This window comes from Streptomyces cinereospinus, assembly GCF_042430725.1.
Lineage (GTDB): Bacteria > Actinomycetota > Actinomycetes > Streptomycetales > Streptomycetaceae > Streptomyces > Streptomyces cinereospinus.
The window spans coordinates 83,711-109,865 of the sequence record NZ_JBHMCY010000005.1; the positions used below are offsets into that span (position 1 = coordinate 83,711).

The following is a 26,155-nucleotide window of genomic DNA, read 5'->3' on the forward strand; positions in this document are numbered from 1 at the left end:
TGGTACCGCCTCCTGGTCTGTCCAGACAGCTGCGCGGGGATGACCGGATCCGCATCGCCGACCGGTTGCGGGATGAGCCGAAGCTCAGAAGTCGTCACCAGCAGGACCGGCTGAGCTGGTCAACAGGGACGGCCGAGGCAGCCTGGTTGTCATCAACGAGGCATCCGACTTGTCACAGGCGCTCATCCGGCAGTCTTTCTGTCACCAGAATCGAAGAGTCGCTGAACGGCCGGGATCTCCGCGCCCGGTATGTCTACGTCCGGTCGGATTCGCCTGTGGTGAGTGCCAGCGGTATCCGGGCGGCTGCGGGGAGGATCATCTCGTCGACGATTGCGGTGATCTCGGATTCGGTGACGCGGCCGGCGGCGATGTGCTGGCCGAGGACGAGTTGGGGACCGCTGCTCACCAGAAGGGGCGTGATCACCCGGTGGTCGATCTCGCCCCGGTCGGACGCAGCGCGGAACACGTCGGCGATCACTTCCTCGCCCGGTTGCACGAAGAGGGCCAGTACCTTCGCGTGGAGGTCGGGATGGCGTTCCGGCTGTGTCAGGAGCGACCGGAAGGCGCGTCCGGCTGTGGTGTCCAAAATGGCGACCAGACCGGTGAGTATCTCTATCAGGTCGGCTCGGAGTTCGCCGTTGTCGAGGCGCTGATGGATCACCGCGGCGGCGTCGAGGGAGGCCAGGGCGGCGAGGACGAGTTCGGTGGTGTTGGCCCAGCGGCGGTAGAGGGAGGCGTTTCCCGCCCCGGCGCGGGCCGCGACCTTCTCGAGGGAGAGGTCCGCGAAGCTCGTCTCCGCGATCTCCGCGAACGCCGCTGCGAATATCGCCTCTTCCAGGTCGCGGCCACGCCGTCGTGGCCGCTTGGGGGGCGCGGGTTCCGTGGACGGGTCGATCGGCTGGGGGTTCACGGCGCTCACCGGGTCATTTTGGCACGCTTCCCGGCGATCCAGACGGCCTCCACCTGGCGGGTGGCGGTGATGTCGGTGGTCGGGTCACCCTTCACCAGCAGCAGGTCGGCGCGCAAGCCGGGGGAGACGGTCCCGCGGTCGGTCAGACGCAGTGCCGTGGCAGCCTTGTTCGTCGCCGCTTGCAGCGCCTCGGTGCAGCTCAGGCCCGCTGAGACCAGGAGCGCGAGTTCCTCGTGCAGGGCGGTGCCGTGGGCCACGTGGAAGGGCATTCCGACGAACGGGTTCGCGTCGGTCCCGGCGATGATCGGTACCCCGGCGTCGTGCAACTGGCCCACCACGTCGCAGGCGACAGTGAACTGCGGGTCCGGTGCGGGCTGGCCGGCGGCGGGGATGGAGTCTTCGGCCGCAGCGGCCGTGCCGTCGTGCCGATCGGCGCCGAGGGCCTTGCTGGGGTCACCGCCGGCGTTGGCGGTGACCCCCCGCATCATGACCAGCGTCGGCGACACCATGGTTCCCTGCTGCAGCATGAGGGCCACCACATCGGGGTCGAGCAGGCGGTCCAGGGGGGTGTGGGTGATGACGTCCACTCCGGCGGTGACCGCACGGCGGAAGGCGTCAGCAGTGGTGGCGTGGGCAACGGTCAGCAGCCCGAGCTCGTGTGCGCCGGTCACCAGCGCGCTGATCGACTCGACGGGGAGCGCGGCGGGGACCTTGGCCGGGTCCTCGACGATGATCTTGATGAGGTCCGCGCCTTCGGCCACGCGGACCGACAGGTACCGGGCGGCGTCCTCGGGCGAGGTCACTACGCTGTCCGCCGGGAAGCCCATGACGGTGGACTGCCCACTGCCCGGTGCGGACGCCGCGCTTCCGGCACTGCGCAGGTCGGTGAGGGCAGGCAGTCCGCGCAGCTCGTCGACGAGGGAGGCCGGGTGGGTCCCCAGGTCGAAGGCGGTGGTGACACCGGCCGCGGCCATCGCCTCCAACTCGCTGAGGCCGGACAGGTGGATGTGGGTGTCGATGAGTCCCGGCAGCAGCACCTTGCCGTGTCCGTCCACCGTGTCGGCGTCGGTTCGATTCGCCGCGTCGGTGGAAGCAGGAGCTATCGCGCCGATCGCAGCTCCCTCGACGGTGACGTCCCTGGGCTCGGACAGCCCGCTCTCGGTCAGTACCCGCACGCCGGTGATCATGGTCATGATCAGCACCCCGCCTCTCATAGTGAAGAACTTTTTTCACTATAAACGAACGTTCTCGACTTGCTCGACGGTGGCCGTGAACACGTAGGCACCGCCGCGGTACCTGCCGAGGTCTTGCGGCGCAGCTGTGGAGCACGGGCGGCGGCGAACAACTGCGCACCCTCGCGACCCGTCAGGCTTTTCACTTCGCTGCCCGGCGCTGGGCCGGCTCGCCGCCTGATGGGCTGAACATGCTGGATGGAGGGCCACTGCTCGGCGAGCCGGACTGCGCTGGCACCTCGCCGCTGGAGGCAGCCCTGGAGCCGCTCGGGGGCGAGCCTGCCGGAACTGCCCAGATCGTTCGGAAAAAACCCCCGAGCCGCCGCCTTCTCAAACGACCCGGCATCCCACAGGCCAACGGCCACTCTGACAGGTGCGCTGCGACAGGACGCGGCGATCCACCCCGCACGCCGCCCGGCGGCCTCGGTGACAACTCGTTTGCCTTGCTGACAACTACCGTGCTGCGGCGCACGGGAGAAGGCCACGGTCCGGGCGGCAACCGCCGAGCTCGGCCGCAGCCCGTCCACCATCAGCCGCGAGCTCCGCCGCAACCGGCGTCAGGGCACAGGCCAGTACCGGCCCGCCGCCCAGGCCCGGGCCTTTGCCGTACTGGCAAGGGCGGCCGGGCGTTTTTAACCGGCATTCCGCACCACGTCAAGCCCCGAGTCCTCGGAACATGACCCGGATGGGCCGTTCCCGCCTACTGGAAGTGCGGGCCACACCGGAAACACCGGAAAACGAAAAGGCCCCCTCGGAAAGTAGGAGAGAACCATGACTCGCACGAACGAAAACAAGCAGGGCGCCCGTCAGAACCGCGGAAACCGTGTCGCGACATTCGTGGCCTCGGCGGTGGTGGCCGCCGGAGGGGTGATCGTCCCGGCGACCGCGGCCTCGGCGTCACCGATGCCCGACTCGACGGTCGTGAGCACGGTCACGGGCAAGGCCGAACACAACAAGCACAAGCACTGCAAGTGGCACAAGCACCACAAGAACGGTAAGTGGCACAAGCACTGCTGGGAGAAGCACGACCACCACAACCACGACCACAAGAACGAGCACCACAAGCACGACCACAAGAACGACCACCACAACCACGACCACAAGAAGGACGACCACAAGAAGGACGACCACAAGAAGGACGACCACAAGAAGGACGACGGCAAGGGCAAGGGCGGTGACGGCGGGGACGGCGGTCCCGGCGGTGTCCTCGGCGGCGACGGCGGCAAGGGCGGCAAGGGCAAGGACACCGGTGGCGACGGCGGTGACGGTGGCCCCGGCGGCGTCCAGGGCGGTGACGGCGGTGCCGGCGGGGAGGGCGGCGAGACCGGTGGGGACGGCGGTGACGGTGGCCCCGGCGGTGTTGCGGGCGGTGACGGCGGTGCCGGCGGGGACGGCGGCGAGACCGGCGGTGACGGCGGTGACGGCGGTGCCGGTGGGCTCGCGGGCGGTGACGGCGGCGACGGCGGCAACGGCGCGGACACGGGCGGTGACGGCGGCAACGGCGGTGCCGGCGGGCTCGTAGGCGGCGACGGCGGCGACGGCGGCGACGCTGAGTGACGCGGACGGCGGGGTGAGGGCCGGTTCGGCTCTCACCCCCGCCGCCGCGCCCCCCACCACCGAGGAGGAACCTCATGTCACGCAAGCTCGCGCGACGCCCGCTCGCCTGGACGGCGGCCGGTCTGGCCGTCGCCGCGGTCGTCATGGGCGCCCCGCGCTTCCTGCCGGACGCCGGGCCCGACGCCCGGCCCGCCGTCTCCGGGGCCGCTTCCGTCCCGGCCGGCTCCGCGGAATGCGGTGCGGGCGGTGACGGCGGCAGGGGAGGGGACGGCGGTTCGGACGGCCGCCCCGGGGAGCCCGGTGAACCCGGCCGGCCCGGCACCCGCGCATGCACCCGCTTCAGCGACCTGCCGGACAGACCGAAGGCGGAACTCACCGTGGCGGACAAGGTCCGGGTCGTTCTGGTCCTGCAGAACGGCGGCGCGACCGAGGCTCAGGTGGCCGGGAAATACGACATGCCGAAGAGCGAGGTCGCGTCCTGGCGAAAGGCGTACCTCGAAGGCGACTGGTCAGTACTGACAGGGAAGTAGCGCTCATGGAAAACACGGCCCGCACGAACACGCTGGTTGCGACAGCCGCCTCGATTCTCCTCGCCGTCGGCGGCGTACTGGTACCGGCGGGCGCGGCGTCCGCCGCTCCCGCCACGCATGGCCGGTTCCAGTCGGCGGCATTCGGTGACCACGAGAAGAAGAGCGGCGACAAGAAAGAACACAAGAAGAACCATCTGGAGAAAAAGCACCATAAGAAAAAGCACCATGAGAAGGAGCGCCAAAAGAAGAAGCGCCACGGGCACGACGACTACTGCCGCCCCGGCGACGGGGGGAACGGCGGCAACGGCGGCGACGGCACGGGCACCACCCCGCCCGTCTGCACCGAGCCGGGTCAGAGCGGCACCGGCGGCTCCGGTGGCCGCGGCGGCCGGGGCAAGTGCGGCGGCCGGGCCGGCCAGGGCGGCCGGGACGGCAACGGCGGCGGTGGCGGCGGCAACCACTGCCCCGACGGAGGCACCTACGGCGGGTCGGGAGACCCGGACCACAGGCCGGACCAGTCGGCACCCGAGAAGCCCGAGAAGCCCGAGAAGCCGGAGAGGCCCGAGTACCCGGAGCACCCGGAGCACCCGGAGTACCCCGGGACCGGCGACCACGCCGAGACCTCCCACGCCTCCGAGACCTCCCACACCTTCGACATCTCCGACACCTCCGACACCGCGGACACGTCGGACTCCACCGACACCCAGCCCGCACCCGAACCGGGCCCGCAGCCGCAGACCTCCGACGACGACTCCGTGATCGTCGACTGAATCCGACCCGACCCGACCCGACCCGACCCGATCCGACCCTCCCCGCCGGTCCCTCCCCGCCCCGCCGGTCCCTCCCGGCGGGGCGGCGGCGTGGCCCCCCGCCCCCCGAGCAGGGCCCTCGTCCCGGCCGCGGGGGTCCGGAGGCTGCCGTTGATCCACGCCTGCGAAATACTGACCGAGCCCCGGCGATCACGTCGGCGGCGACACATTTCACGACCAGGCAGATGGATCAGGGTGCTGACGTGCACGAGGGCGGAAACGACGACAGACGTCGGGGCGGAGCGGACGCGACGCGTGCGGGCGAGGACCAGGAGTTCCTGGCACTGGAGCGGGAGCTGACGGTGTTGCTGCGGCGGGCCCGCGCGAACCAGGGCGAGATGGCCCGCGAGGTCCACCCCGACCTGGAGCCGGCGGCGTACGGACTGCTGGTCCGCCTGGACGAGTGCGGCCGGCAGCGGGCCACCGAGCTGGCCGCCTACATCGGGGTCGGCAAGGCCACCGTGTCCCGCCAGCTACGGGCCCTGGAGGACCTGGGCCTGGTCGCCCGCGAACCCGACCCGGCGGACGGCCGCGCCTGGCTGGTGCACCTCACCGAGGAGGGGCGCACGCGGGTGCAACGGGTCCGGGAGGCCCGCCGCGCCCGGTACGTCAGCAAGCTCGCCCACTGGGACCGACGCGAGGTGGCCGAACTGGCCCGGCTGCTGCACCAGCTCAACTCCGAGATGGAGAAGTAGCGCGGGCCGGGTCACAGGTGCGCGTACACGGCCGTGGCGTCGTCGTGCGTCTTGCCCCGGCCCAGGTACGTCCGCTCCTCGCGATCGGCGGCCTCCAGCTCCCGTACCCGGTCGACCAGGGCCTGGGCGCCGTTCTTGCGGACGAAGGTGAACAGGTCCGTCCAGTCGCCCTCACGGAAGGTCTCCGTCCACCGGGTCGCGCCGTCCGTCAGGGCGGCCAGGGCCCGCACCCGGTCGCGCGGCAGCACCCCGGTCACCGCCCGCTCCGCCACCGAGGGGTCGGCGGCGGCGGTGAAGAAGCCGCCCTCCTTGTTCCGCACGGCGGCGTCGATCAGGGCGTCGGTGGCCAGGGTCGCCCGGGGCAGCCGGGCCAGGCGGTCGTCCAGCACGGGGGTGACCAGTCCGTCGGGGGCTTCCAGCAGCAGGGCCGAGTCGGAGAGGACCAGGTACTCGACGGTCTCCCGTGACCAGCGGGCGAGGGCCACGGTTGCCTGCGGAGTTCTCGGGTGAGAAAGGTCACAGGTTCCCGCATGGGTCTCGGCGGTACGCGCGATGGCGCGGGCCAGGGCGTCGGACAGGGGAACATCCGGGAGCGAAACGGTCAGTTCGGCCAGGGCACCCCCCAGGCGGGCGGTGAACCAGTGAACGGAATGCAGACAGCCGGTGCCATCTCTCGGCGGGGTCACTCCGTCCAGCACGACGAGGGAACCGCCCTGTCCGCAGGCGGGCAGTCCCACGCTGGCGAAGTCCTCGTTGGGACGGGCCGGGTCGCCCGGCCGGGAGACAAGTTCCGTGTGCATGCGGCCAGTCTGCACGAGCCCTTCACAGGGTCCTCGAAAGGGGGGCAACGGTCGCCGAATCACCGTACCGCCGCAGGTCAGGCGCCGGATTTGAGGGGGAATGGCGGACTCCGGGAAGGCGTGGCGGCGAATACTGCCAAAGCCCGCCGCCCACGTCCAACCGGCCCGCCGCGAGGGGCCGTCGCAATCGCCGCTGGAACTTGCCCGCCAACTCCCCTCCGGGGTTCACTCCTTCGGGTGACGGGTCGGGTGATGTGCGATGACTGACCACCGGCACTGGGAGGGTCGGGGACCGTACGTACCGGGTGGTGTGCACACCAGTTGACGGAACGTCACCCGGGCCCATGGGTACACGAGTCAGGAATGCGAGCACCGGTGCAGAAGACGCGGCCTCGGCGCACAGGCAAGAAGACGGCCTCCGAGGGGGGCGCGGAGCGCACCCCGGTCGGCAAGGGACGCCCGACCCACGTGCGCAACCGGCTCATCGTGGCCGTGGCGGTCGTGGCCGCCGCCATCGCCGGCGCGGGCACCCCCTCCGTGATCGCCGCCTCCGGGCAGCTGAGCGACAGCCAGGAACTGGTGACGCTGAGCGGGCGGACGCAGAACGCGCTGACGCTCGCCCACTCCCTGGCGGACGAGCGGGACGAGGTCACCTCCTACATCGCGGCCGGACGGCCCGAGTCCAAGGCGCCCTCCGAGCAGCGCGGCGCGCGCGTCGACCGGCAGGTCGAGGAGCTGCGCACCGACACCGGCACGCCGGCCGGGCTGCGCGCGGACCTGGAGGGCATCGCGACCGTGCGCCGGGCGGCGCTCACCGGGCAGAGCACCGCCCTCGAAGCGCACGAGGCCTACTCCGCCGCCATCGCCGACCTGCACCGGCTCGCCGAGGAGCTGGCCGAACAGCTTCCGCCCCGCGCGGGCTCCGGCGCCTACGCGCTCGCCGAACTCGACACCGCCGTCCAGCAGGCCGCCGCCACCCGGGGCCTGCTGCTGGCCGCGCTCAGCGTGCCCAGCAGCACCCAGACCGTCTACGACCCCGTCACCGGCCTGCCCACCGAGACCAGTGTCTCCTCCGAGGCCGACGGCCAGCAGCGCGACGCCCTCACCGCCGCCGCCCAGACGGCCCGGCTGCGCTCCGAGTCCGCGCTCGCCGACTTCCACGACACGGCCACCCAGGCCGCCCGCGGCACCTACGACTCCACGGTCACCGGCCCCGAGGTCAACTCCGCCGACGAGTACCTCGCCGCCCTCACCGACCAGCCCACCCTCTCCGACGAGGACCTCGGCACCGGCGCCGAGCGGCTGAACGCCGCCCTGACCGCCCGGATCGACCTGATGCGCGGCGTCGAGGCCTCCCTCTACGAGCGCCGCACCACCGCCCTGGAGCAGCTGCGCGACGACGACGTCACCGCGCTGGAGATCCAAATCGCGATCCTCGGCGCCCTGATGCTGCTCGCCGTCGGCGTCGCCACCGGCATGGCCCGCAGCCTCACCCGCCCGCTCGCCGTGCTGCGCCTCGGCTCCGCCCGGCTGGCCGCCGCGGAGAACCCGGCCGCCGAGGAACCGGTCAAGTTCACCGGCCGCAACGACGAGTTCGCCCAGGTCGTCCGCTCCGTCAACGCCCTGCACGCGCACGCCGCCGCCCTGCACGAGCGGATCACCACCCTGGAGTCCGACCGCAAGCACCTGGTCGGCCAGCGGCAGAAGATGGCCGACGCCCGCGAGGAGCTGCGCACCGAACTCGCCGACTCCGCCGCCCAGCTGGAGCGGCTGCGCGACAGCATCGGCGGCACCTTCGTCAACCTCGCGCTGCGCACGCTCGGCCTGGTCGAACGGCAGCTCGGCGTGATCGAGGGCCTGGAGGAGCGCGAGCAGGACCCCGAGCGGCTCGCCACCCTCTTCAAGCTCGACCACTTCGCCACCGTCATGCGCCGGCACAGCGAGAACCTGCTCGTGCTGGCCGGCACCGAGCACGTCCAGCAGCACGCGGGCTCGGTCCCGGTGGTCGACGTCGTACGGGCCGCGGTCAGCGAGATCGAGCGGTACGAGCGGGTGCGGATCACCGCGCTGCCGCCGCACGCGCACCTCGCCGGGTTCGCCGCGGACGACCTCTCCCACCTGCTCGCCGAACTCCTGGAGAACGCCACCTCGTTCTCCCCGCCCGACCTGCCCGTCGAGGTCTCCGGCTGGCTGCTGGAGAGCGGCGAGGTCATGCTCTCCGTCCAGGACGGGGGCATCGGGATGACCGACGAGCGGATGACCCGGCTCAACGCCCGGCTCACCGACTTCGACCCCGAGTCGCCGTACGACCAGGAGGGCGAGCACGGTCTCGGGCTCGGCCTGTACGTCGTCGCCCGGCTCGCCCACCGGCACGGGGTGCGCGTGCAGCTGCGCGAGCAGAAGCAGGGCGGCGTCGCGGCGGTCGTGGTGCTGCCCCAGTCGCTGCTCGCCGAGGCGCCGCAGACCGCCGTCCCGTCCCCGGCGCCCGCGTCGCTCGCCGACGGGCCGCAGTCCTTCTCGCTGCCCGGCGCGAACGCGGAGGCCAACTCCAACGTGCTGCCCGGCCGCTCCGACCAGGGCGACCCGCTGGTGGCGCTGGCGGAGCGGGCGGTCCGGGCACAGGAGTCGGCGGCCGCGCGGAACACCCCGGAGTCCCCGGCCGAGACCACCATGGAGCTGCTGCTCCCGGAGCAGCCGGACGACACCGACGGCGGCCACGCCACCGACCCGGCCGGCCGGCACCCGCACGGGCAGCACCCGGAGCCGCGGGCCGAGGAGCAGGGGGACCAGGGCTCCGGGACGCGGGCCGAGCCGGGCACGGCGACCGGGCGGGCCGAGACGCGCCCGGCCGCGGAGCCGGGTGCCGGGTCGGGTGCCACGACGGAGCGGGACCGGGAGCAGCCCGCCGGGCAGGGCGGCGCGGCGTCCACCGAGCCGGGCACGGCGACCGGGCCGGGCGCGGAGCCGTGGGCCGAGCCGGCCCCGACGCCGGCCGCGCCCCCCGTCCAGCACTCCGCCACCACCGCCCCCGACCCCTACGCCATCGGCCCCGACGCCCACGAGCGCACCCCCGACGAGGGGGCCGGGCCCGAGCCCGTCACCGACAAGGGGCTGCCCAAGCGCACGCCGAAGATCAACGCGCCCGCGGCGGCGCCCCGGCCGCGCACCGGATCCGTCGACGCCGAGGCCCTGCGCCGTCGTCTGGGCGGCTTCCGCCGGGGGGCGGAGGCCGGCCGGCGGGACGTCGAGTCGGAGATCGCCGAGCGGACGGGCGAGACGACGACCCCGTCCGCCCCGGCGCCGGACACGGCGGCCCGCGACCGGACGGCGCCCGGCGCCGTCGCCGCGCAGACCGCCCGCACACACGCACATGCCGAAGAATCCACGGGGGGCACCGTCGAGGAGGCAAGCAGTTGACCGCGCCCAGTACCTTCGGACTGAGCAGTGAGGCCCGCAACCTGCACTGGCTGCTGACGAACCTCGTCGAGGAGGTGCCCGGCATCCTCTCCGTCGCGGTGGTCTCCTCCGACGGACTGCTGCTGCTCTCGTCCGACCCCGGCCGCAACGCCCAGGCCCGTGAGACCGGCACCGGCCGGCCCAGCGGCCCGCGCGGCTCCTCCGCCGACCTCGCCACGCTCGTCTCCGGCATCGGCAGCCTCACCATCGGCGCCGCCAAGCTGCTGGCGTTCGGCGGGGTCAAGCACACCATGGTGGCGATGGACGAGGGCAGCCTGTTCGTGATGTCGATCAGCGACGGCTCGCTGCTCGGCGTGCACGGCTCCGCGGACTGCGACATGAGCGTGGTGGCCTACCACATGGCGCTCTTCGTGGGCCGTGCCGGCCACGTCCTGACCCCCCAACTCCGCAGCGAGCTGCGCAAGTCCCTGGAGTCCGAACCGACGGGGAGTGCCCGATGAGCAGTACGCCCGGTACGCCGCAGAAGCTCCCGGTACGCGGCGGCGAGCGCAAGCCCGCGCGCGTCCGCCCCTACTCGCTCACCGGTGGCCGTACCCGCTTCGGTCACGTGCTGCTGGTGGAGACGTTCGTGGCGGCGCTGGAGGCGCCCGAGGAGCGCAGGGAGCTGACGAACGGTTCCCTCAGGTCCACGGTCATGCCGGAGATGCGGGCCATCGTCGAACTGTGCCGCCGGATGCGCACGGTGGCCGAGATCGCCGCGCTGCTGAAGATGCCGCTCGGTGTGGTCCGCGTGCTGCTCAGCGACCTCGCGGACCAGGGAAAGATCCGTGTGTACGGAACGGGAACCGGTCATGGCACGGGCCGGCCGGACCGCGTTCTGCTGGAAAGGGTGCTGAGTGGACTCCGTCGTCTCTGACGCCGCCCCGGGCGTCTTCCCGCTCGTCGATCCCGACGAGAACCCCAGGTCCTGGCAGACGGACCGCACCCGTGCCCCCGTCGCGACCAAGATCGTGGTGGCGGGCGGCTTCGGCGTCGGCAAGACCACGCTGGTCACGTCCGTCTCGGAGATCACGCCGTTGCAGACCGAGGCGCTGATGACCGAGGCGAGCGAGGAGACCGACGACCTCACCGGGACGCCGGACAAGCGGACCACCACGGTGGCCATGGACTTCGGCCGCATCACGCTCGACGACGACCTGGTGCTCTACCTGTTCGGCACACCGGGCCAGCAGCGGTTCTGGTTCATGTGGGACGACCTGGTGCGCGGCGCGATCGGTGCCGTCGTGATGGCCGACACCCGCCGCCTGAAGGACTGTTTCCCCGCGCTCGACTACTTCGAGAGCTGCGGGCTGCCCTACGTCGTGGCCGTGAACCACTTCGACGGCAGCGAGCGCTTCGAACCCGATGACGTGCGGGAGGCGTTGACGATCCCGCGGCACATACCTGTAATGATCATGGATGCGCGCCGCCGGATCTCGGTCATCGAGACCCTTCTGTCCCTCGTGGGTCACGCGCTGGACGAAACACCCGAGTAGGAGTCGAAGCCCCGCATGCGGAAGATACTCGTCGTCGGAGCCGGCCAGTCCGGGCTCCAGCTCGCCCTCGGACTGCAGTCGCACGGGTACGAGGTCACCCTGATGTCGAACCGGACGGCGGACGAGATCCGCTCCGGCCGGGTCATGTCGACGCAGTGCATGTTCCACACGGCACTGCAGCACGAGCGTGACCTGCAGCTGAACTTCTGGGAGTCCCAGGCCCCGAGGATCGAGGGACTCGGCGTCTCGGTGGCGGCCCCCGGCTCGTTCGACCCGGGCCCCTCGCAGCGGGCGATCGACTGGGTGGGCAAGCTGGACGGGTACGCCCAGTCGGTGGACCAGCGGGTGAAGATGGCCGGCTGGATGGATGCCTTCGCGCAGCGCGGCGGCCAGCTGGTCGTCCACGGCGCTGCGGTCGGCGACCTCGACTACTTCTCCCGCGCCTACGACCTGGTGCTGGTCTCGGCGGGCAAGGGCGAGCTGGTGCAGATGTTCGCCCGCGACCCGGAGCGCTCCCCGTACGGCGAACCGCAGCGCGCCCTCGCCGTCGCCTACGTGCACGGCCTCGGCCCGCGCCCTGAGCACCCGGAGTTCGACGCGGTCCGCTGCAACCTGGTGCCCGGCGTCGGCGAGCTGTTCGTGATGCCGACGTTCACCACGTCCGGCCGCGCCGACATCCTGTTCTGGGAGGGCGTGCCCGGCGGCCCGCTGGACGTCTTCAACGGCGTCAAGGACCCCGCGGAGCACCTCTCCCTGACCCTGGACCTCATGGAGAAGTTCCTCCCGTGGGAGTACGCGCGGGCCACCGGGGTCGAACTGACCGACGCGGGTGGCACGCTCGCCGGCCGCTACGCCCCGACCGTCCGCAAGCCCGTCGGCCGGCTGCCCGGCGGCGGCCTGGTGCTCGGCGTCGCCGACGTGGTCGTCGCCAACGACCCGATCACCGGCCAGGGCTCCAACTCGGCCGCCAAGTGCGCCGCCGCCTACCTCGCCGCCATCCTGGAGCACGGCGACAAGCCGTTCGACGAGGCCTGGATGCAGCAGACGTTCGACCGCTACTGGGCCACCGCCCAGCACGTCACCAAGTGGACCAACGCCATGCTGGCCCCGCCGCCCGAGCACGTCCTCAACCTGATCGGTGCCGCCGGCCAGCTCCAGCCGGTCGCCGACCGCTTCGCCAACGGCTTCGACGACCCGTCCGACTTCGAGAACTTCTTCTACGAGCCGGAGAAGACCGGGGCGTATCTCGCCTCCGTGGCCTAGCGGGCGGCACTGATGCCGCGGCAGGCGACGTTCGCCCCGTCGCGACGCCCGGCACGCACGCTCGCCGCCGGCCGGAAGCCCGAGTACGTCCCGTACGAGGGCTTGCGCCGGCACGCCGAGAGCACGCACCGGACGCCGCTCCGCCACGGGCGAACGTTGCCTGCCGCGGCCCTAGGGAGCGGTCGGGCGCTCGTCCGGGCGTACGGCTCCCAGGACCGGGTTGGCCGCGAGGGGGGCGACCGTGATCTTCTCGCCGGTCCTGGGGGCGTGCACCACCTTGCCGTCACCCGCGTAGAGCGCCACGTGCGTGGCCTCGGGGAAGTAGACCACCAGGTCGCCGGGGCGCAGCTCGCTCAGCGGGATGCGGCGGAGCCGGGCCCACTGCTCCTGGCTGGTGCGGGGGATCGCGGCCCCGGCGTGGGCCCAGGCCCGGGAGGTCAGCCCGGAGCAGTCGTAGCGCTGCGGGCCCTCCGCGCCCCACTGGTAGGGCTTGCCCACCTGCCGCAGGGCGTAGCGCACCGCCCGGCTGCCCCGCGAGGACGGTTCGGCGTCGTCACCGAGCGCGCCGGAGGCGACCAGGTTTTGCTGCGCCCGGTCGACGCCGGCCCGCTCGAACCGCGCGAGCGCCGTCAGCTGCTCGGCGCTGAGCGAGGCGAGCAGTTCCTCGACCGCGTCGAGCCGTGCGCGCACCCTGTCCCGGTCCTTCCTGCGCCGCTCGGTGAGGACCTGCTGCCGGTCCAGCGCGGCCCGTGCCGCGCGAGCCAGCTCGCCGGCCCTGCGCTCGCTGCCCGTCAGCTGCCGCACCGTACTGGCCCGTTCCCGCGCGAGCCGGCCGATGACATGGCCCTGTTCGAGGGCGTGCTGCGGATCGCGGGCGAGCAGCAGCCGCAGGTACGGCGAGAGGTCGCTGCGGGCCTGGTACTGCTGGCGGGCGAGCCGGCCGGCCGCGCCCCGGCTGTCGTGCAGGGCGAGCCGGGCCCGGGCCAGCTCGGCGTCCAGCCGCCGGACGCCGGCGCGCTGCCGCCGCAGCCGCTCCTCGGTGGCGTTGTAGGCCTCGGTGGCCTTCTCGGCCTCCCGGTACAGCCGCTGGAGATCCGTCAGCAGCCCGGCGATCCGCCGCCCGGCGGGTGCGCCCGGCTCCGGTACGGCCGCCGCGGGCACGGCTGCGAGAACGGCATGGGCCGCCACGGTCGCCGTACACACCAGGCGCAGTAGCCTTCCTGACACGTCATCACCTCCGACGCGGGGCGGCGGGTCCGCTCCACTCGGCAGAAGATGTGACCGGCCCGCGCGCTCCCGCGCGCCGTTCGTCGGCGGGATGGCGCAACGAGGTCACCCGTCCGCGTCGTCCGGCTTGCCGTGCGGCGTGGCGTCCGGGCGGCGCCACGGCCACCCCGGCCGGCCGCCGCGCCGCTCGCCCGCGGGGTCGTGGACGTACTTCCAGCGCCGGGTGAGCCGGCCCTGGCCGCGGGAGACCCGGCGGTAGACGAGGACCGTCGGCGCACCGCCGTGCGGGTCCGGGACCGGGATGCGGTACGTCTTCGGCGGGTGGCCGGTCAGCCCGAGGAGCACGGGCAGGACGCGGCCGTCCATGGGCCCGCCCTCGAAGGGGGTGTCTTCGCTCTTCACCGCATCAGTCTCAGCCATCCGCCGAGGCCAGCGCCGCCACCACGGACGCGGTCTGCGGGTCGCGGGCGGCGGTGACCGACAGCACGGCGACGAACTGCTCCACCAGCCAGTCCCGCAGCTCGCCGAAGGGCGGCTGCTTGTCCTCGTCGAGCCAGATGAGGGAGGCCGCCTCGACCGCGGTGATCCACGTCCGGACGGTCATCCGCAGCCGGGGGCCCGGGTCGCCGACGCCGAGGTGGCGCATGATGTGCACGGCCGCGGCCCGCCGCACCCCGTCCACCATGGCGGTCGTGCGGGAGGTCTCGACCACGCTGCCGCCCTGGAGCAGGGCGCTGAAGCCGGCGTCGTGCTGGTCGACGAAGGTGAGGTAGCGGTCCAGCGCGCGGGAGAGCCGGGGCCGCAGCGGGCCCTCGTGCGGCTCGTCGAAGCAGAGCCGCAGCTCCTCGGCGGCGGAGCGGAGGGCGGCCTCGTACAGCTGCTGCTTGCCGCCCGGGAAGTACCGGTACACCAGGGGGCGCGAGACCCCGGCCGCCTCCGCCACGTCGTCCAGGGAGACGTCCTCGGGCGCGCGGTGGGCGAAGAGACCGAGTGCGGCGTCCAGCAGCTGGCTGCGGCGTTCCTCCACGCTGAGGCGGCGGTAGGCGGGGGTGGGCGCGGCGGGGGTCATGGGGGGCAGCGTAGTCGGCCGGACGCGGGTCGTACGGGGCAACCGGCCACGACGGAACCGCACTCGGGACGGCGCACCGTGCCCCTACGCCAGCAACCCGGAGGACTTCCAGAGCCGCCGTCCCGCGCCCCGCAGCACCCCGATGTCGTCCAGGAAGTCCGTCAGGCGCCTCGCGCCGGTCTGCATGACCTCCCGGCGGTGGGCGCTGGCCTTCACCTGGGCCATCGCCGCGCGCTTGTCCAGACCCACGTTGGTGTAGACCTCGGGGTTGACGAAGGCGACCGAGAAGACGCGGGCGAACTCCCCGGAGGTGACCCGCGTGAACTCCTGCGACCACTTCGGCGCGGTGGCCATCTGGCGGCGCAGCTCCTCACGGGCGTACCGCACGTGGCGGGCCTCCTCCACGACGTGGATGCGCGTGACCCCCCGGATCAGCGGCTGCACCCGCTCGTCGGGGAACGTCAGGCGCTGCATCCAGTCGAGCACCTCCTCGCCGAGCAGGGTGGCGGTGAAGGAGCCGGGCGTCGTCGAGACGGTCTTGAACAGGCGCCCGAGGTGCTGGTGGGTGCGGCTCACCGGGTACCAGGGGGTGTCGCCGCGGGATATCAGGCGGGCGAACATCTTCGAGTGCCGGCACTCGTCCTCGATCTCGGTCAGCGCGTAGCGCACGTGCGCGCTCGTCGCCGCCTTGTCGTAGACGTGCCGCACCAGCAGCTGGATCAGGATCAGCTCGAACCAGATGCCCAGCGAGGCGAGCGCCGCCAGCTCGTGCCGGGAGAGCAGGATCCGCTGCTCCTCGCTCATCCGCCGCCACATCGGCGTGTCGTACAGCGACACCAGCTCCGGGGGCCAGAACCACTTGCCGTCCTCGAAGGGCGCGTCCCAGTCCAGTTCCTGGTCCGGGTCGAAGGAGTGCCTGGCGGAGGAGGCCAGCAGGCGCTCGGCCACCTGCTCGCGGTCCTTGAGCAGGCCGAGCGCGTCGCGCAGCCCGTCCAGGGCTTCGGAGTCGGTGAGGGTCGTCATGCCCTTATAAGACTGCTTGTCAGCAAGCTCGTCAATCCCTGGCGCGCCACTTGTTGACTGCGCGTCTACTACGTGTGGGTCCGCGGACGCGTCCGGCCGGCAGCCCCCTGCCGTGAACGGCCGGCCGGGTATCGCGGTGGGACACGCGGAGCTCCGTGCGGCGCGGTCCTGAACAGCTCCGCCCCAGCGGAGGCCTTCGCCGTGATCAAGTCCCGCCGGCGGTGACAGCGCTCGTGATCAACGCGGCCGGACCGTGCTGGAGACGGGCGACGACCTGGGCGGGGTGGTGCGCGGGCGCGGTTTCCGTCATGACCGAACCGTAGTCGGCACCCGTGCGCGCGGTACCCCCCGTCTCACGACCTGAGCACGGCCCGCATCACCGCCCGGGCGATCGGTGCCGCCATGCCGCCCCCGCTGATGTCACGGCGGTGCGCCGCGGCGTCCTCCACCACCACCGCGACCGCGACCTTCGGCTCCAGGTCGTGATCGCCCTGCGCCCAGGAGACGAACCAGGCGTACGGCGTGCCCAGGTTGTCGACGCCGTGCTGGGCGGTGCCGGTCTTGCCGCCGACCGTCGCGCCGGGGATCGCGGCGTTGGTGCCGGTGCCGTGCTCGACCACGTTGCGCATCAGCTCCCGCAGCCGTGTGGCGGTCAAGGGGTGCATGGCCTGGCTGAGCGGGCGGGCACCGGCCGTGAAGACCGTGCCGCCGCGACTGGTGGTGATCCGCTCCACCAGGTACGGCTGGCGCAGCTGGCCGCCGTTGGCGACCGCCGCCGACACCATCGCCATCTGCAGCGGCGTGGCCCGGGTGTTGTACTGCCCGATCGAGGACAGGGCCAGCTGCGCCCGGTCGACCGAGGTGTCGAAGGTGCTGTGCGCCACCGGGAACGGGACGCGCAGCCGGGTGTCGTTGAAACCGAACGCGTGGGCCGTGGCCGCCATCGCCGTCACCCCGACGTCCACGCCCAGCTTGGCGAAGACCGTGTTGCAGGACCGCTCGAAGGCCTGCCGCAGCGAGGCGTTCCGGCAGCCCGCGGACTCGTTGCGCAGGGCCGTGACGGTGCCGGGCAGGGTGTACGGGTCGGGAGAACGGGTCGGCTCGTCCAGGTCCGTGATCACCCCGGCGTCCAGCGCGGCCGCCGCGGTGACCACCTTGAACGTCGAACCCGGCGGATACGTCTGCCGCACCGCCCGGTTCAGCATCGGCTTGTCCGGGTCCTCGTTCAGCCCGAGCCAGGACCGCAGCACCGCCGGCCCGTTCCCCGACAGCGCCTCCGGGTCGTACGACGGGGTGGAGACCAGCGCCAGGATCCGTCCGGTCGCCGGTTCGATCGCCGCGACCGCGCCCTTGCGGTGGCCCAGCCCGCGGAACGCCGCCTGCTGCGCGGCCGCGTCGAGGGTGGTGACGACGTCGCCGCCCGGGGTGCGGGCCCGGGTGACGTCGTGCCACAGGGGCAACGGCGAGAGCGCCGGGTCGGTGCCGGACAGCACGCCGTCCTCGGCGTGCTCCAGGAACGTGGTGCCGTACACCTGCGACGCGAAGCCGGTCACCGGGGCGTACAACGGGCCGTGCCGGTAGGTGCGTTCGTAGCGCAGGTGCTCGCCGGTGTCCTTGGAACCGGTGACCGGCCGGCCGCCGACCAGGATGTCGCCGCGCGGCTGGGCGTAACGGGTGATGTCCGGGCGGCGGTTGGCCGGGTTGCCGTCGTAGGCGCGGGCCTGCACGATCTGGATGCGGGCCGCGTTGACCAGGAGCGCGGCCAGCAGCAGGGCGCAGAAGGCGGCGGCGCAGCGGATGTGGCGGGTCACGGGGCGACCTGCCCGTCGTACTCCCTGCGGGCCGAGTGGCTGACCCGGATCAGCAGGGCCACGATGGCCCAGTTGGTGACCACCGAGGAGCCGCCCTGCGCCAGGAACGGCATCGCCATGCCGGTCAGCGGGATCAGGCCGGTCACCCCGCCCGCGATGACGAAGACCTGCAAGGCCACGATCGTGGCGAGGCCCACCGCGAGCAGCCGGCCGAACGGGTCGCGCAGGGCGAGGCCCGCCCGGTAGCCGCGTTCGACCAGCAGTCCGTAGAGCAGGAAGATCGCGGAGAGGCCGGCCAGGCCCAGTTCCTCGCCCGCGGTGGCCAGGATGAAGTCCGACCTGGTGGCGAAGCCGATCAGGGTGGAGTGGCCGAGGCCCAGACCGGTGCCGAGGACGCCGCCCGCCGCGAACGCGAACAGCGACTGCGCGAGCTGGTTGGCGCCCCGGCCCGCCTCGATGGAGGCGAACGGGTGCAGCCAGTCCTGGATCCGGGCGGCCACGTGCGGCTCCGTCCGGCCGACGGCGACCGCGCCGAGCGTCGCCAGCAGCAGGCCGACGGCGATCCAGCCGGTGCGGCCGGTGGCGACGTACAGCATGACGACGAACAGGCCGAAGAACAGCAGCGAGGTGCCGAGGTCGCGCTCCAGCACCAGGACGCCCACGCTGACCAGCCAGATGGCGACGATCGGGCCGAGCACCCGGCCGGTGGGCAGCTGGAGCCGCCAGACGCGGCGGCCGGCGTGGGCCAGCGCGCCGCGGTTCGCGGCCAGGTAGGCGGCGAAGAACACCGCCAGCAGCACCTTCGCGAACTCGCCCGGCTGGATGGAGAACCCGGCGATCCGGATCCAGATCCGGGCGCCGTTCACGGCCGGGAAGAAGATCGGCAGGGTGAGCAGCACCAGCGCGGCGGCGACGCACACGTAGGCGTACCGCTGGAGCACGCGGTGGTCGCGCAGGGCGGCGACGACGTACGCGAACAGGGTGACGCCCAGCGCCGACCAGACCAGCTGGGCGGGGGCCGCCCGGTCGCCCGGCGTCTCCAGGTCCAGCCGGTAGATCAGCACCAGGCCCAGGCCGTTGAGCAGCACACCGATGGGCAGCAGCAGCGGATCGGCGTACGGCGCGCGCAGCCGGACCGCGAGGTGCGCGAGCAGCGCGAGGACGCCGAGCCCGGCGCCGTAGCCCGCGGCGCCGGGCGGGACCGCGCCGGTGCGGGCGAGGCCGACAGCGCAGTAGCCGTACACCGGGAGGAGTACGGCTACGACGGTGAGGGCCAGTCCGACGCCGCCGCGCCGGGGGAGACGGACCGCGGGGGCGGGCGGGTCCGCCGTCACGGTGGTTCCGGTTGCGGCCTTCGTCATGTCCGGAACCTACCGAAAGGGTGCGGCTTGCGTGCCGTGGGCCTCAGCACCAGCGTGGCGCGGGCCCGACGTTGTCGATGTAGCGGGCCGGGCCCCAGGCCCAGGTGCGGCCCCTGACCAGGTACCACAGGGGGTTGCCCTGCACCCGCTGCCCCGGCGTCTTGCAGAAGATCCGCAGGATGTCGCCCCGCTCGACCCGGCCGATGGCCCGGCTGCGCTGGGTGGGGGAGGAGCGCAGGGCCAGGGTGCGGGCGGTCACGACGCCTTCGTAGCGGGCGCCCTGGCCCTCGCCGACGAAGTCGTCGTTGACGCCGTCGTCGATGCCGTCCTCGAAGTCGCCGTCCTCGAAGTCGTCGTCGACGTCGTCTTCGGGGTACCAGTCGTCGCCGTTCCCGCCGCCTTCGTTGTCGTCGTCGTCACCGTCGCCGCCGAAGTCGCCCCAGCCGCCGTTGCCGTTCCCGCCGTTGCCGTTGCCGTTTCCGCCGCCGTTTCCGCCGCCGTTTCCGCCGTTGCCGTTTCCGCCGAAGCCGTTCCCGCCGTTGCCGTTGCCGTTTCCGCCGAAGCCGTTGCCATTGCCGCCGTGGCCGTTTCCGCCGTTTCCGCCGAAGCCGTTCCCGCCGCCGTTGCCGAAGCCGTTGTGGCCCCCGTGGCCGTTCCCCCCGGCGAAGACGTCGACGCCGTCGCCCGCGAACACGTCGACGCGGCCGTCGCCGCCGAAGCCGTTGCCGCCCCGGTTGCCGTTGCCCGCGTGGACGTCGACGCGCCCGTTGCCCGCGTAGACGTCGACGCGGCCGTTGCCGCCGAAGCTGGGGTGGGGTGCGTAGCCGAAGCCGGGCACGATGCCGAAGCCGGGGGAGAGGCCGAAACCCGGGGCGACGCCGAAACCCGGGGCGACGCCGAAACCCGGGGCGACGCCGACGCCCGGGACGGGCACGGGCACCGGCGCGGGGGGGACGGCGCCGGTGCCGGCCTCGCCGCCGGGCGCGGGGACGGTGCCGGTACCGGAGCCGGCGTCGGTGGTGCCGCCCCAGAGGCCGCCGGCGCAGGCCGGGGAGATCGCCACCGCGGCGGCCAGGGCACCTGCGGCCGCCGTCACGACGAGACGGGTGCGGGGTGTGCGCAGGGACATGGGGAGAACCTCCCGTGAGGGGCGGGGCGAAGCTGACTAATCGCCACATTAGGAGCGGCCTGCGCGAGGCGCCCGTCACAGTGCGCCATCGGGGAGGGTCACTCCCCGTCCGCGGTGCGACCGTCCCGCGGGGCCTGAGGCACGGTCAGGCGTGCCACCGCCCCGCCGCCCGGCGCGTTGCCGAACTCCAGCCGGGCGCCCGGTACCTCCGCCTGGCCCGGCGCGATGGCCAGCCCCGGGCGTGGCCCGTCGCCCCGGCGCGATGGTCAGCCCCTGGCCGTGGCCCGTCGCCCCGCCCTCGGTGCGGAACCGCCGCGGCCCGTGCCGCACCAGGTACTCCGGACAGCCCGCCCCGTGGTCCCGCACGGTCACCACCGGCCCGTCCACCGTCGGACGACGAGGGGCCGCCCGTGCTCGTGCGCGTTGGCGACGAGGTTGCCGAGCACCCGCTCCAGCCGCCGCCGGCCGGTCTCCCCCCGCGCGTCTGGGACGACCCGCTCCGCCGTGTTCGTGCCGGACGCCCGGACGGCCCGCGTCGCCGTGTTCGTGCCGGAGGCCGGACGGCCCGCTGCGGGGGCCGGTGGGGGCGGCCGCCCGGTGCCGGACGGCTCACTCCGCGAGCTCCTCCAGGATCCGCGCGGTGGGCAGCCCCGTGCGCAGGTACTCCACGAACAGCTGGTTGTGCAGCGCCCACGGTGAGCGGCGGGCGCGGATCAGCCGGATCGCCGCTTCGGCGGTGCGGCCCCGGCGGACGAGGGCGTGCGCGACGACCAGCCCCGAGCGGTTGTAGCCGTGGTAGCAGCGGACCAGCACCCGGCGGCCGCCCTCCAGCGCCTCGCAGGCGGCCTCGGCCAGCCGGATCACCCCGGCCAGCTGGGTGCCGTCGAGCGGGCCGTCCGGGATCGGCCAGACCTGGTGGTCGACGCCCGGGTCGGGGCCGTGACCGGGCAGCCGCAGCAGCGTCTGGACGAGATCGAACTCGTCCCGCACGACGGCGGGCTCCAGACGCCCCGGACGGCCCGCGAACTCGTGCCCGCCCATCCACAGACCGGGCACGATCTCGTTCCAGGGCATGTCCGGGGCCGGTACATCGGGTCGTCTCCCGTGGGTACGCACCGGCGCCTCCCCGGCCGCCGCGCGGCGGCCCGTCCCCACCGCTCTCCACGGTAGCCGGGTTCTTGCCCCCGGAGCACCCCGCCTGTTCCCATGGTCAGGAGGTGATGTGCATGAGCGGACTGCGCGTCGTCCCGGCCTGGCGACACGGCCGGGAACGGCTCTACGTCTGCCTCACGGACGGCAGGAACATCGCCTGGTACGACCGTGAGGCGGCCCGGGTCAACCTGCTGGGCGAGGACCGCGGGGACGAGGTCCTGGAAGCCCTCCGCCCCTTCCTCACCGGCCCCGTCACGGTCGGCCCGCCCCCGGTCCCGACCCCCGCGGAGCTCGCCCGGCTGAGCCTGCACCCCGACGACGACCTGGCCCCCAACCGTCCCGGCGAGGCCCTCCTGGTCGCCCTGGACCGGGACCCGGGCGGACCGCTGCCCCGGCTCCGCGCCGATCCCCGGCGCCACGCGCTGGAGGCCGAGCAGACGGTGGGGGAGGCGCTGGACCGGATGGACGGCGCGGGCTGGCACACCCTGCACTCGGTGCCGCTGCCCGGCGGCGACCGGGTCCACCACCTGCTGATCGGCCCCGGCGGCCTGTTCGCCGTGCACGCCCTGTACGCCCGCAGGCAGCGCGTCGTGATCGCCGACCCGGTGGTCGCGCTGGGACGGCGGGAGGGACGCCCGCTGCTGCGCCGGATCCGCGCGGACGCCGACCGCGCCTCGTACGCCCTGACCGCCGAGGTGCGGCCGGTCCTCGCCCTGGTCGGCCCGTCCCGGATCTCGGTCCCCGGCCCGGTCCCCGAGGTCCGGGTGCTCCAGGACACCGACCTCGGCGGCCTGGTCCGGCTCGGCGGCGTCCTCAAACCGGCGGACGTGGCGGCCCTGCACGCCGCGGCACGGGACCGGAACACCTGGGCCAGGGTCTAGTCTCCGGTGCCGCGGCAGGCGGGGCTCGCGACGCCTGGCACCGCGCCTCGCCGCGCCGCGGGCCGGTCCCTCACGGCACCGGGCCGGCCCGCCCCTCGTCGAGCAGCGGTGCCAGCACGTCGCCGTAGTCCTGCACGCGGGGGGCGATGTCAGCCGCCCGGAACACGAGCTGGCCGGCGTCCCGGCAGGCCTCGACCTCCGCCCAGGTCACCGGGGCCGACACGGTCGGTGCCGGCCGTGCCCGCAGGGTGTACGGGGCCGCCGTCGTCTTGCGCGCGGCGTTCTGGCTCCAGTCGACGAACACCTTGCCGGGGCGCAGGCTGCGCGTCATCCGGTGGACGACCAGCCGGGGCAGCACCCGCTCCGCCTCCACCGCCAGCCCCTTGGCGTACTCCGTCACCCGCTCGGAGGGCGTGGGCGCGACCGCCGCCAGCAGGTGCAGCCCCTTGGAGCCGGAGGTCTTCGGGTACGCCTCGATCCCGTCCGCCGCCAGCCGCTCGCGCAGCCACAGCGCGACCTCGCAGCAGTGCACGACGGTCGCCGGCGCTCCCGGGTCGAGATCGAGGACCATCCGGTCCGCGACCTCCGGCGCGGAGACCACCCATTGGTGGGTGTGGAACTCGGCCACCTGGTTCGCCGCCCACATCAGACTGGCCAGGTCCTGCACCAGCACCATCCGGGCCGGCCCCTCGGACCGGGGCACCTCGGCGGTGGTGACCCAGCCGGGCGTGCCCGGTGGCACGTTCTTGGTGAAGAACAGCTGGCCGTCCGGGCCGTCCGGATAGCGCAGAAAGGACACCGGCCGGTCCCGCAGATGGGGCAGCAGCACGTCGGCGGTCGTCGCGTAGTAGTGCAGCAACTCGCCCTTGGTGAAGCCGGTCGCCGGATGCAGCACCTTCTCCAGGTTGCTGAGCGCGACCCGCCGCCCCTCCACCTCTGTGATCGGCGTCATACGATGAGAATCACACGAAAACCGTGAAAATCGTATGAAGCATGCTGATGCTGTCTCGAAAGGTGCTGAATGTGCGATCCATCTGGAACGGCGCCATCTCGTTCGGCCTGGTCAGCATCCCGATCAAGCTGGTGAACGCCACCGAGAGCCACTCGATCTCGTTCCGCCAGATCCACACCGAGGACGGCGGCCGGATCCGCTACCGCAAGTTCTGCGAGCTGGAGGACCGCGAGGTCACCGGGACGGAGATCGGCAAGGGGTACGAGGACGCGGACGGCTCGATCATCCCGATCAGCGACGAGGACCTGGCCCAGCTGCCGATCCCGACCGCCCGGACGATCGAGATCGTGGCCTTCGTGCCGGGCGACCGGATCGATCCGCTCCAGATGGACGCGGCGTACTACCTCGCGGCGAGCGGTGCCCCCGCCGCCAAGCCGTACACCCTGCTGCGCGAGGCGCTCAAGCGCAGCAACAAGGTCGCCATCGCCAAGTTCGCGCTGCGCGGCCGGGAGCGGCTGGGGATGCTGCGGGTGGTCGGTGACGCCATCGCCATGCACGGGCTGCTCTGGCCGGACGAGGTCCGCGCGCCCGAGGGCGTCGCACCCGACACCCACGTCACCGTCCGCGACAAGGAACTCGATCTCGCGGACGCCCTGATGGACACCCTCGGCGAGGTCGACCTCCAGGACCTTCACGACGAGTACCGCGAGGCCGTCGAGGAGGTCATCGCCGCCAAGGCGGCCGGCGAGGCGCTCCCCGAGGCCCCCGCGCCCGCGACGGGCGGCAAGGTGCTCGACCTGATGGCGGCCCTGGAGGGCAGCGTGCGCGCGGCCCGGGAGTCCCGCGGCGAGGCCCCGGCCGAGGAGGCCCGGGTCAGCCCGCTCGCCCAGCGCGCGGCCGGCCGCGCCACGCCCAAGGAACCGGCCGGCAAGAAGTCCACCGCGAAGAAGGCGGCCGCCAAGAAGACCACCGCGTCCACGTCCGCGTCCGCGAAGAAGACGGCGTCCAAGTCCGCGCAGGGGACGAAGAAGGCGGCGGCCTCCAAGAGCACGGCGAAGAAGACGCCCACGAAGAAGGCGGCATCCCGCAAGCGCTCGGCCTGAACGCGCTCGGCCGGGCCGGCCCCGAACGGTGCCGACGCGCCGGGTTCCCGTACCGGCAGCGGTCCTGCCGCCGCGGGCGGTCGCGGGGCTCAGCCCCGTCGTTCCGTCGGTGCCTCGCGGGGGGCCGTCAGCGCGGCCAGTTCCTCCGCCGTGCGCGGGCCGGGGGGCGGGCCGGCCGGCAGGCCGTGGACGCGCAGCAGTTCCGCCGCCGCGACGCCCCACGGCAGGCGCAGCCCCGCCTCCCGCAGCAGTTCCGTACGGGCCAGCTGCCCGGACGCGGGGCCGGTGCGGACACCGGACGGGGTGAGCAGCGCCGCGTCGTCGGCCCAGCGCAGCGCCAGGTCGACGTCGTGCGTGGCCATCACCACCGTCGTGCCGCTCGCGCGCAGCCCGTCCAGGGTGGCCAGCAGCCGTTCCTGGCCGTCGGGGTCCAGCCCGGCGGTCGGCTCGTCGAGGATCAGCACCCGCGGCCGCATGGCGACGGCACCCGCGATGGCGGTCCGCTTGCGCTGCCCGTACGACAGCAGGTGCGTGGGCCGGTCGGCCAGCCGGGCGATGTCCAGCGCGGTCAGCGCCTCCTCGACCCGGGCCCGCACCTCGCCGTCCGCCAGCCCGAGGTTCAGCGGCCCGAACGACACGTCCTGCGCCACCGAGGCGGCGAACAGCTGGTCGTCCGGGTCCTGCACCACCAGCTGGACGGTGGTCCGCAACCGGGTCAGCCCCTTCCGGTCGTACGACACCGGCGCGCCCTCCACCGTCACCCGCCCGGCGCCCGGCCGAAGCCCCCCGCTGAGCAGCCGCATCAACGTGGTCTTGCCGCTGCCGTTGCGGCCGAGCAGCGCCAGCGCACGCCCCTCGCGCACCTCGAAGTCGAGGCCGGTGAGCACGGCCGGGCCGTCCTCGTAGGCGAAGGACACGCCCCGCAGGGCGACCAGGGCGGCGGCGTCGCTCATGACAGCGGCCTTTCGAGGACGTGGGTGAGGACGGCCAGCGCCGCGAGCAGCGCGACACTCACCGCCGTGAACGGCACCGAGACACGGGCCTCGGGCACCAGGACGCGCAAGGTGCCGTCGTAACCGCGCCCGGCGAGCCCGGCCTGGAGCCGCGCCGCCCGGTCGAAGGCCCGTACGAAGGCGGTGGCGCCGAGCCCGGCCAGCGACCGCCACCGGGCGGCCCGCGTGGTGTGTCCGAGCCGGGCCGCCTGGGCGTCGTGGATCCGGCGCACCGCGTCCAGGAGCAGGAAGCTCATGCGGTACGTCACCAGGGCCACGTCGACCACCGGCGCGGGCACGCCGGCCCGCACCAGACGGGGCAGCAGGTCGGACACGGGCGTGGTGAACGCGAAGAGCAGCACGCCCAGGGAGGCGGCCGAGGTGCGCAGCAGCAGCTCCCCGGCGCGCCCCGCCCCGCCGTCCGCGAGCCCGACGAACCCGTCCGGGCCGCCGACCCGCACCAGCAGCGGCAGCGCGCCGGTGACGCAGAAGCCCAGCGGCACCCGGTAGGCCCGCCACAGCCGGCGCCCCGGCACACCCGCCGGACCCAGCAGCAGGGCCAGCGTCGTCACCAGCACCAGCGCGGCCCCCGGCCAGGGCGGCAACGAGATAGCCAGCACGGTCAGCCCCAGGGCGAGCACGGCCTTGTCCACGGGGTGGCGGCGGCGCCAGCGACTGCTGTGCGCCGCCGCGTCGATCGGCAGCAC

25 protein-coding genes and 2 pseudogenes are annotated in these 26,155 nt (G+C 73.4%); 12 read left to right on the forward strand and 15 right to left on the reverse strand.

All coding sequences use genetic code 11. The features are described 5' to 3' along the window. Positions 1–253: 253 nt before the first annotated feature. Both ACFF45_RS03925 and ACFF45_RS03930 read right to left on the reverse strand, forming a co-directional pair. Positions 254–919 carry a TetR-like C-terminal domain-containing protein gene (locus ACFF45_RS03925; RefSeq protein ID WP_381341881.1) on the reverse strand — a complete coding sequence of 222 codons (666 nt, stop codon included), beginning with the start codon at positions 917–919 and terminating at the stop codon, positions 254–256. Then, positions 916–2,103: an amidohydrolase family protein gene (locus ACFF45_RS03930; RefSeq protein ID WP_381341884.1), complete on the reverse strand. Its 1,188-nt coding sequence runs from the start codon at positions 2,101–2,103 to the stop codon at positions 916–918. The genes ACFF45_RS03925 and ACFF45_RS03930 overlap by 4 nt, the downstream gene beginning before the upstream one ends. 513 nt (positions 2,104–2,616) lie before the next feature. Between ACFF45_RS03930 and ACFF45_RS03935 the strand changes: the two are divergent. From ACFF45_RS03935 to ACFF45_RS03955, 5 genes and pseudogenes are all read left to right on the forward strand, one after another. After that, a pseudogene (locus ACFF45_RS03935) lies at positions 2,617–2,733 on the forward strand (helix-turn-helix domain-containing protein); the annotation flags it as partial. Positions 2,734–2,913: 180 nt separating this feature from the next. Beyond that, positions 2,914–3,699 carry a hypothetical protein gene (locus tag ACFF45_RS03940; RefSeq protein WP_381341887.1) on the forward strand — a complete coding sequence of 262 codons (786 nt, stop codon included), beginning with the start codon at positions 2,914–2,916 and terminating at the stop codon, positions 3,697–3,699. A 74-nt stretch (positions 3,700–3,773) separates the two neighbouring features. Further along, positions 3,774–4,229, forward strand: coding sequence for a hypothetical protein (locus ACFF45_RS03945; protein ID WP_381341890.1), 456 nt, complete (start codon positions 3,774–3,776; stop codon positions 4,227–4,229). A 5-nt stretch (positions 4,230–4,234) separates the two neighbouring features. Then, on the forward strand, positions 4,235–4,999 hold the full coding sequence (locus ACFF45_RS03950; protein ID WP_381341891.1) for a hypothetical protein: 765 nt from the start codon (positions 4,235–4,237) through the stop codon (positions 4,997–4,999). Positions 5,000–5,241: 242 nt separating this feature from the next. Continuing rightward, the gene (locus ACFF45_RS03955) at positions 5,242–5,733 is read left to right on the forward strand and encodes a MarR family winged helix-turn-helix transcriptional regulator (RefSeq protein WP_381342063.1); all 492 of its coding nucleotides are present in this window, start codon (positions 5,242–5,244) and stop codon (positions 5,731–5,733) included. A gap of 11 nt (positions 5,734–5,744) precedes the next feature. Here ACFF45_RS03955 and ACFF45_RS03960 read toward each other — a convergent pair whose 3' ends face one another. Continuing rightward, positions 5,745–6,533: a hypothetical protein gene (locus tag ACFF45_RS03960; RefSeq protein ID WP_381341893.1), complete on the reverse strand. Its 789-nt coding sequence runs from the start codon at positions 6,531–6,533 to the stop codon at positions 5,745–5,747. Positions 6,534–6,908: 375 nt separating this feature from the next. Between ACFF45_RS03960 and ACFF45_RS03965 the strand changes: the two genes are divergently transcribed. The 5 genes from ACFF45_RS03965 to ACFF45_RS03985 are packed head-to-tail and all read left to right on the forward strand — an operon-like array spanning position 6,909 to position 12,748. Then, the gene (locus tag ACFF45_RS03965) at positions 6,909–9,950 is read left to right on the forward strand and encodes a sensor histidine kinase (RefSeq protein WP_417801360.1); all 3,042 of its coding nucleotides are present in this window, start codon (positions 6,909–6,911) and stop codon (positions 9,948–9,950) included. Next, a complete protein-coding gene (locus ACFF45_RS03970; RefSeq protein WP_381341899.1) occupies positions 9,947–10,450 on the forward strand; it encodes a roadblock/LC7 domain-containing protein in 504 nt (167 codons plus the stop codon). Before ACFF45_RS03965 ends, ACFF45_RS03970 begins: the two co-directional genes overlap by 4 nt. Then, positions 10,447–10,866 (forward strand): DUF742 domain-containing protein, encoded by a 420-nt coding sequence (locus ACFF45_RS03975; protein WP_381341901.1) that lies wholly within the window; start codon positions 10,447–10,449, stop codon positions 10,864–10,866. The genes ACFF45_RS03970 and ACFF45_RS03975 overlap by 4 nt, the downstream gene beginning before the upstream one ends. Further along, on the forward strand, positions 10,847–11,485 hold the full coding sequence (locus ACFF45_RS03980) for a GTP-binding protein (protein ID WP_381341904.1): 639 nt from the start codon (positions 10,847–10,849) through the stop codon (positions 11,483–11,485). The genes ACFF45_RS03975 and ACFF45_RS03980 overlap by 20 nt, the downstream gene beginning before the upstream one ends. Positions 11,486–11,500: 15 nt before the next feature. Beyond that, complete coding sequence (locus tag ACFF45_RS03985) at positions 11,501–12,748, forward strand: styrene monooxygenase/indole monooxygenase family protein (protein ID WP_381341907.1); 1,248 nt, start codon at positions 11,501–11,503, stop codon at positions 12,746–12,748. 171 nt (positions 12,749–12,919) lie between these two features. Here ACFF45_RS03985 and ACFF45_RS03990 read toward each other — a convergent pair whose 3' ends face one another. The 9 genes and pseudogenes from ACFF45_RS03990 to ACFF45_RS04030 form a co-directional block, all read right to left on the reverse strand. After that, complete coding sequence (locus ACFF45_RS03990) at positions 12,920–13,975, reverse strand: C40 family peptidase (protein WP_381341910.1); 1,056 nt, start codon at positions 13,973–13,975, stop codon at positions 12,920–12,922. A gap of 105 nt (positions 13,976–14,080) precedes the next feature. After that, a complete protein-coding gene (locus ACFF45_RS03995; RefSeq protein ID WP_381342066.1) occupies positions 14,081–14,377 on the reverse strand; it encodes a DUF8847 domain-containing protein in 297 nt (98 codons plus the stop codon). Between the two features lie 10 nt (positions 14,378–14,387). Beyond that, positions 14,388–15,044, reverse strand: a complete 657-nt coding sequence (locus ACFF45_RS04000; RefSeq protein ID WP_381341912.1) for a TetR/AcrR family transcriptional regulator — start codon at positions 15,042–15,044, stop codon at positions 14,388–14,390. Positions 15,045–15,128: 84 nt separating this feature from the next. Continuing rightward, positions 15,129–16,067: an AurF N-oxygenase family protein gene (locus ACFF45_RS04005; RefSeq protein ID WP_381341915.1), complete on the reverse strand. Its 939-nt coding sequence runs from the start codon at positions 16,065–16,067 to the stop codon at positions 15,129–15,131. A gap of 353 nt (positions 16,068–16,420) precedes the next feature. Then, a complete protein-coding gene (locus ACFF45_RS04010; RefSeq protein ID WP_381341918.1) occupies positions 16,421–17,878 on the reverse strand; it encodes a peptidoglycan D,D-transpeptidase FtsI family protein in 1,458 nt (485 codons plus the stop codon). Then, the gene (locus ACFF45_RS04015; protein ID WP_381341921.1) at positions 17,875–19,239 is read right to left on the reverse strand and encodes an FtsW/RodA/SpoVE family cell cycle protein; all 1,365 of its coding nucleotides are present in this window, start codon (positions 19,237–19,239) and stop codon (positions 17,875–17,877) included. Before ACFF45_RS04015 ends, ACFF45_RS04010 begins: the two co-directional genes overlap by 4 nt. Positions 19,240–19,282: 43 nt before the next feature. Beyond that, positions 19,283–20,368, reverse strand: a complete 1,086-nt coding sequence (locus tag ACFF45_RS04020) for an SH3 domain-containing protein (RefSeq protein WP_381341924.1) — start codon at positions 20,366–20,368, stop codon at positions 19,283–19,285. 98 nt (positions 20,369–20,466) lie between these two features. After that, positions 20,467–20,907 (reverse strand): annotated as a pseudogene (locus ACFF45_RS04025) (ATP-binding protein); the annotation flags it as partial. A gap of 70 nt (positions 20,908–20,977) precedes the next feature. Then, on the reverse strand, positions 20,978–21,442 hold the full coding sequence (locus tag ACFF45_RS04030) for a protein-tyrosine phosphatase family protein (RefSeq protein ID WP_381341927.1): 465 nt from the start codon (positions 21,440–21,442) through the stop codon (positions 20,978–20,980). Between the two features lie 152 nt (positions 21,443–21,594). On the opposite strand from ACFF45_RS04030, the gene ACFF45_RS04035 reads away from it, so the two are divergent. Then, positions 21,595–22,401, forward strand: a complete 807-nt coding sequence (locus tag ACFF45_RS04035; protein ID WP_381341929.1) for a nuclease-related domain-containing protein — start codon at positions 21,595–21,597, stop codon at positions 22,399–22,401. Positions 22,402–22,471: 70 nt separating this feature from the next. Here ACFF45_RS04035 and ligD read toward each other — a convergent pair whose 3' ends face one another. Then, positions 22,472–23,353 carry a non-homologous end-joining DNA ligase gene (ligD, locus tag ACFF45_RS04040; protein ID WP_381341932.1) on the reverse strand — a complete coding sequence of 294 codons (882 nt, stop codon included), beginning with the start codon at positions 23,351–23,353 and terminating at the stop codon, positions 22,472–22,474. 71 nt (positions 23,354–23,424) lie between these two features. Here ligD and ku point away from each other — a divergent pair, with 71 nt between their 5' ends. After that, positions 23,425–24,456 carry a non-homologous end joining protein Ku gene (ku, locus tag ACFF45_RS04045; protein WP_446697127.1) on the forward strand — a complete coding sequence of 344 codons (1,032 nt, stop codon included), beginning with the start codon at positions 23,425–23,427 and terminating at the stop codon, positions 24,454–24,456. 89 nt (positions 24,457–24,545) lie between these two features. On the opposite strand, the gene ACFF45_RS04050 is transcribed toward ku, so the two are convergent. Together ACFF45_RS04050 and cbiQ are read right to left on the reverse strand one after the other, a co-directional pair. After that, positions 24,546–25,409 carry an energy-coupling factor ABC transporter ATP-binding protein gene (locus tag ACFF45_RS04050; protein ID WP_381341935.1) on the reverse strand — a complete coding sequence of 288 codons (864 nt, stop codon included), beginning with the start codon at positions 25,407–25,409 and terminating at the stop codon, positions 24,546–24,548. Next, on the reverse strand, positions 25,406–26,155 hold the full coding sequence (cbiQ, locus tag ACFF45_RS04055; protein ID WP_381341938.1) for a cobalt ECF transporter T component CbiQ: 750 nt from the start codon (positions 26,153–26,155) through the stop codon (positions 25,406–25,408). Before cbiQ ends, ACFF45_RS04050 begins: the two co-directional genes overlap by 4 nt.

What these genes read in the sequence shown, in the direction of transcription:
- ACFF45_RS03930 (WP_381341884.1), bottom strand. Translation starts at nt 2,103, where the DNA reads ATGACCATGATCACCGGCGTGCGGGTACTGACCGAGAGCGGGCTGTCC.
- ACFF45_RS03940 (WP_381341887.1), top strand. Translation starts at nt 2,914, where the DNA reads ATGACTCGCACGAACGAAAACAAGCAGGGCGCCCGTCAGAACCGCGGA.
- ACFF45_RS03945 (WP_381341890.1), top strand. Translation starts at nt 3,774, where the DNA reads ATGTCACGCAAGCTCGCGCGACGCCCGCTCGCCTGGACGGCGGCCGGT.
- ACFF45_RS03950 (WP_381341891.1), top strand. Translation starts at nt 4,235, where the DNA reads ATGGAAAACACGGCCCGCACGAACACGCTGGTTGCGACAGCCGCCTCG.
- ACFF45_RS03960 (WP_381341893.1), bottom strand. Translation starts at nt 6,533, where the DNA reads ATGCACACGGAACTTGTCTCCCGGCCGGGCGACCCGGCCCGTCCCAAC.
- ACFF45_RS03975 (WP_381341901.1), top strand. Translation starts at nt 10,447, where the DNA reads ATGAGCAGTACGCCCGGTACGCCGCAGAAGCTCCCGGTACGCGGCGGC.
- ACFF45_RS03985 (WP_381341907.1), top strand. Translation starts at nt 11,501, where the DNA reads ATGCGGAAGATACTCGTCGTCGGAGCCGGCCAGTCCGGGCTCCAGCTC.
- ACFF45_RS04000 (WP_381341912.1), bottom strand. Translation starts at nt 15,044, where the DNA reads ATGACCCCCGCCGCGCCCACCCCCGCCTACCGCCGCCTCAGCGTGGAG.
- ACFF45_RS04005 (WP_381341915.1), bottom strand. Translation starts at nt 16,067, where the DNA reads ATGACGACCCTCACCGACTCCGAAGCCCTGGACGGGCTGCGCGACGCG.
- ACFF45_RS04015 (WP_381341921.1), bottom strand. Translation starts at nt 19,239, where the DNA reads ATGACGAAGGCCGCAACCGGAACCACCGTGACGGCGGACCCGCCCGCC.
- ACFF45_RS04020 (WP_381341924.1), bottom strand. Translation starts at nt 20,368, where the DNA reads ATGTCCCTGCGCACACCCCGCACCCGTCTCGTCGTGACGGCGGCCGCA.
- ACFF45_RS04030 (WP_381341927.1), bottom strand. Translation starts at nt 21,442, where the DNA reads ATGCCCTGGAACGAGATCGTGCCCGGTCTGTGGATGGGCGGGCACGAG.
- ACFF45_RS04035 (WP_381341929.1), top strand. Translation starts at nt 21,595, where the DNA reads ATGAGCGGACTGCGCGTCGTCCCGGCCTGGCGACACGGCCGGGAACGG.
- ligD (WP_381341932.1), bottom strand. Translation starts at nt 23,353, where the DNA reads ATGACGCCGATCACAGAGGTGGAGGGGCGGCGGGTCGCGCTCAGCAAC.
- ACFF45_RS04050 (WP_381341935.1), bottom strand. Translation starts at nt 25,409, where the DNA reads ATGAGCGACGCCGCCGCCCTGGTCGCCCTGCGGGGCGTGTCCTTCGCC.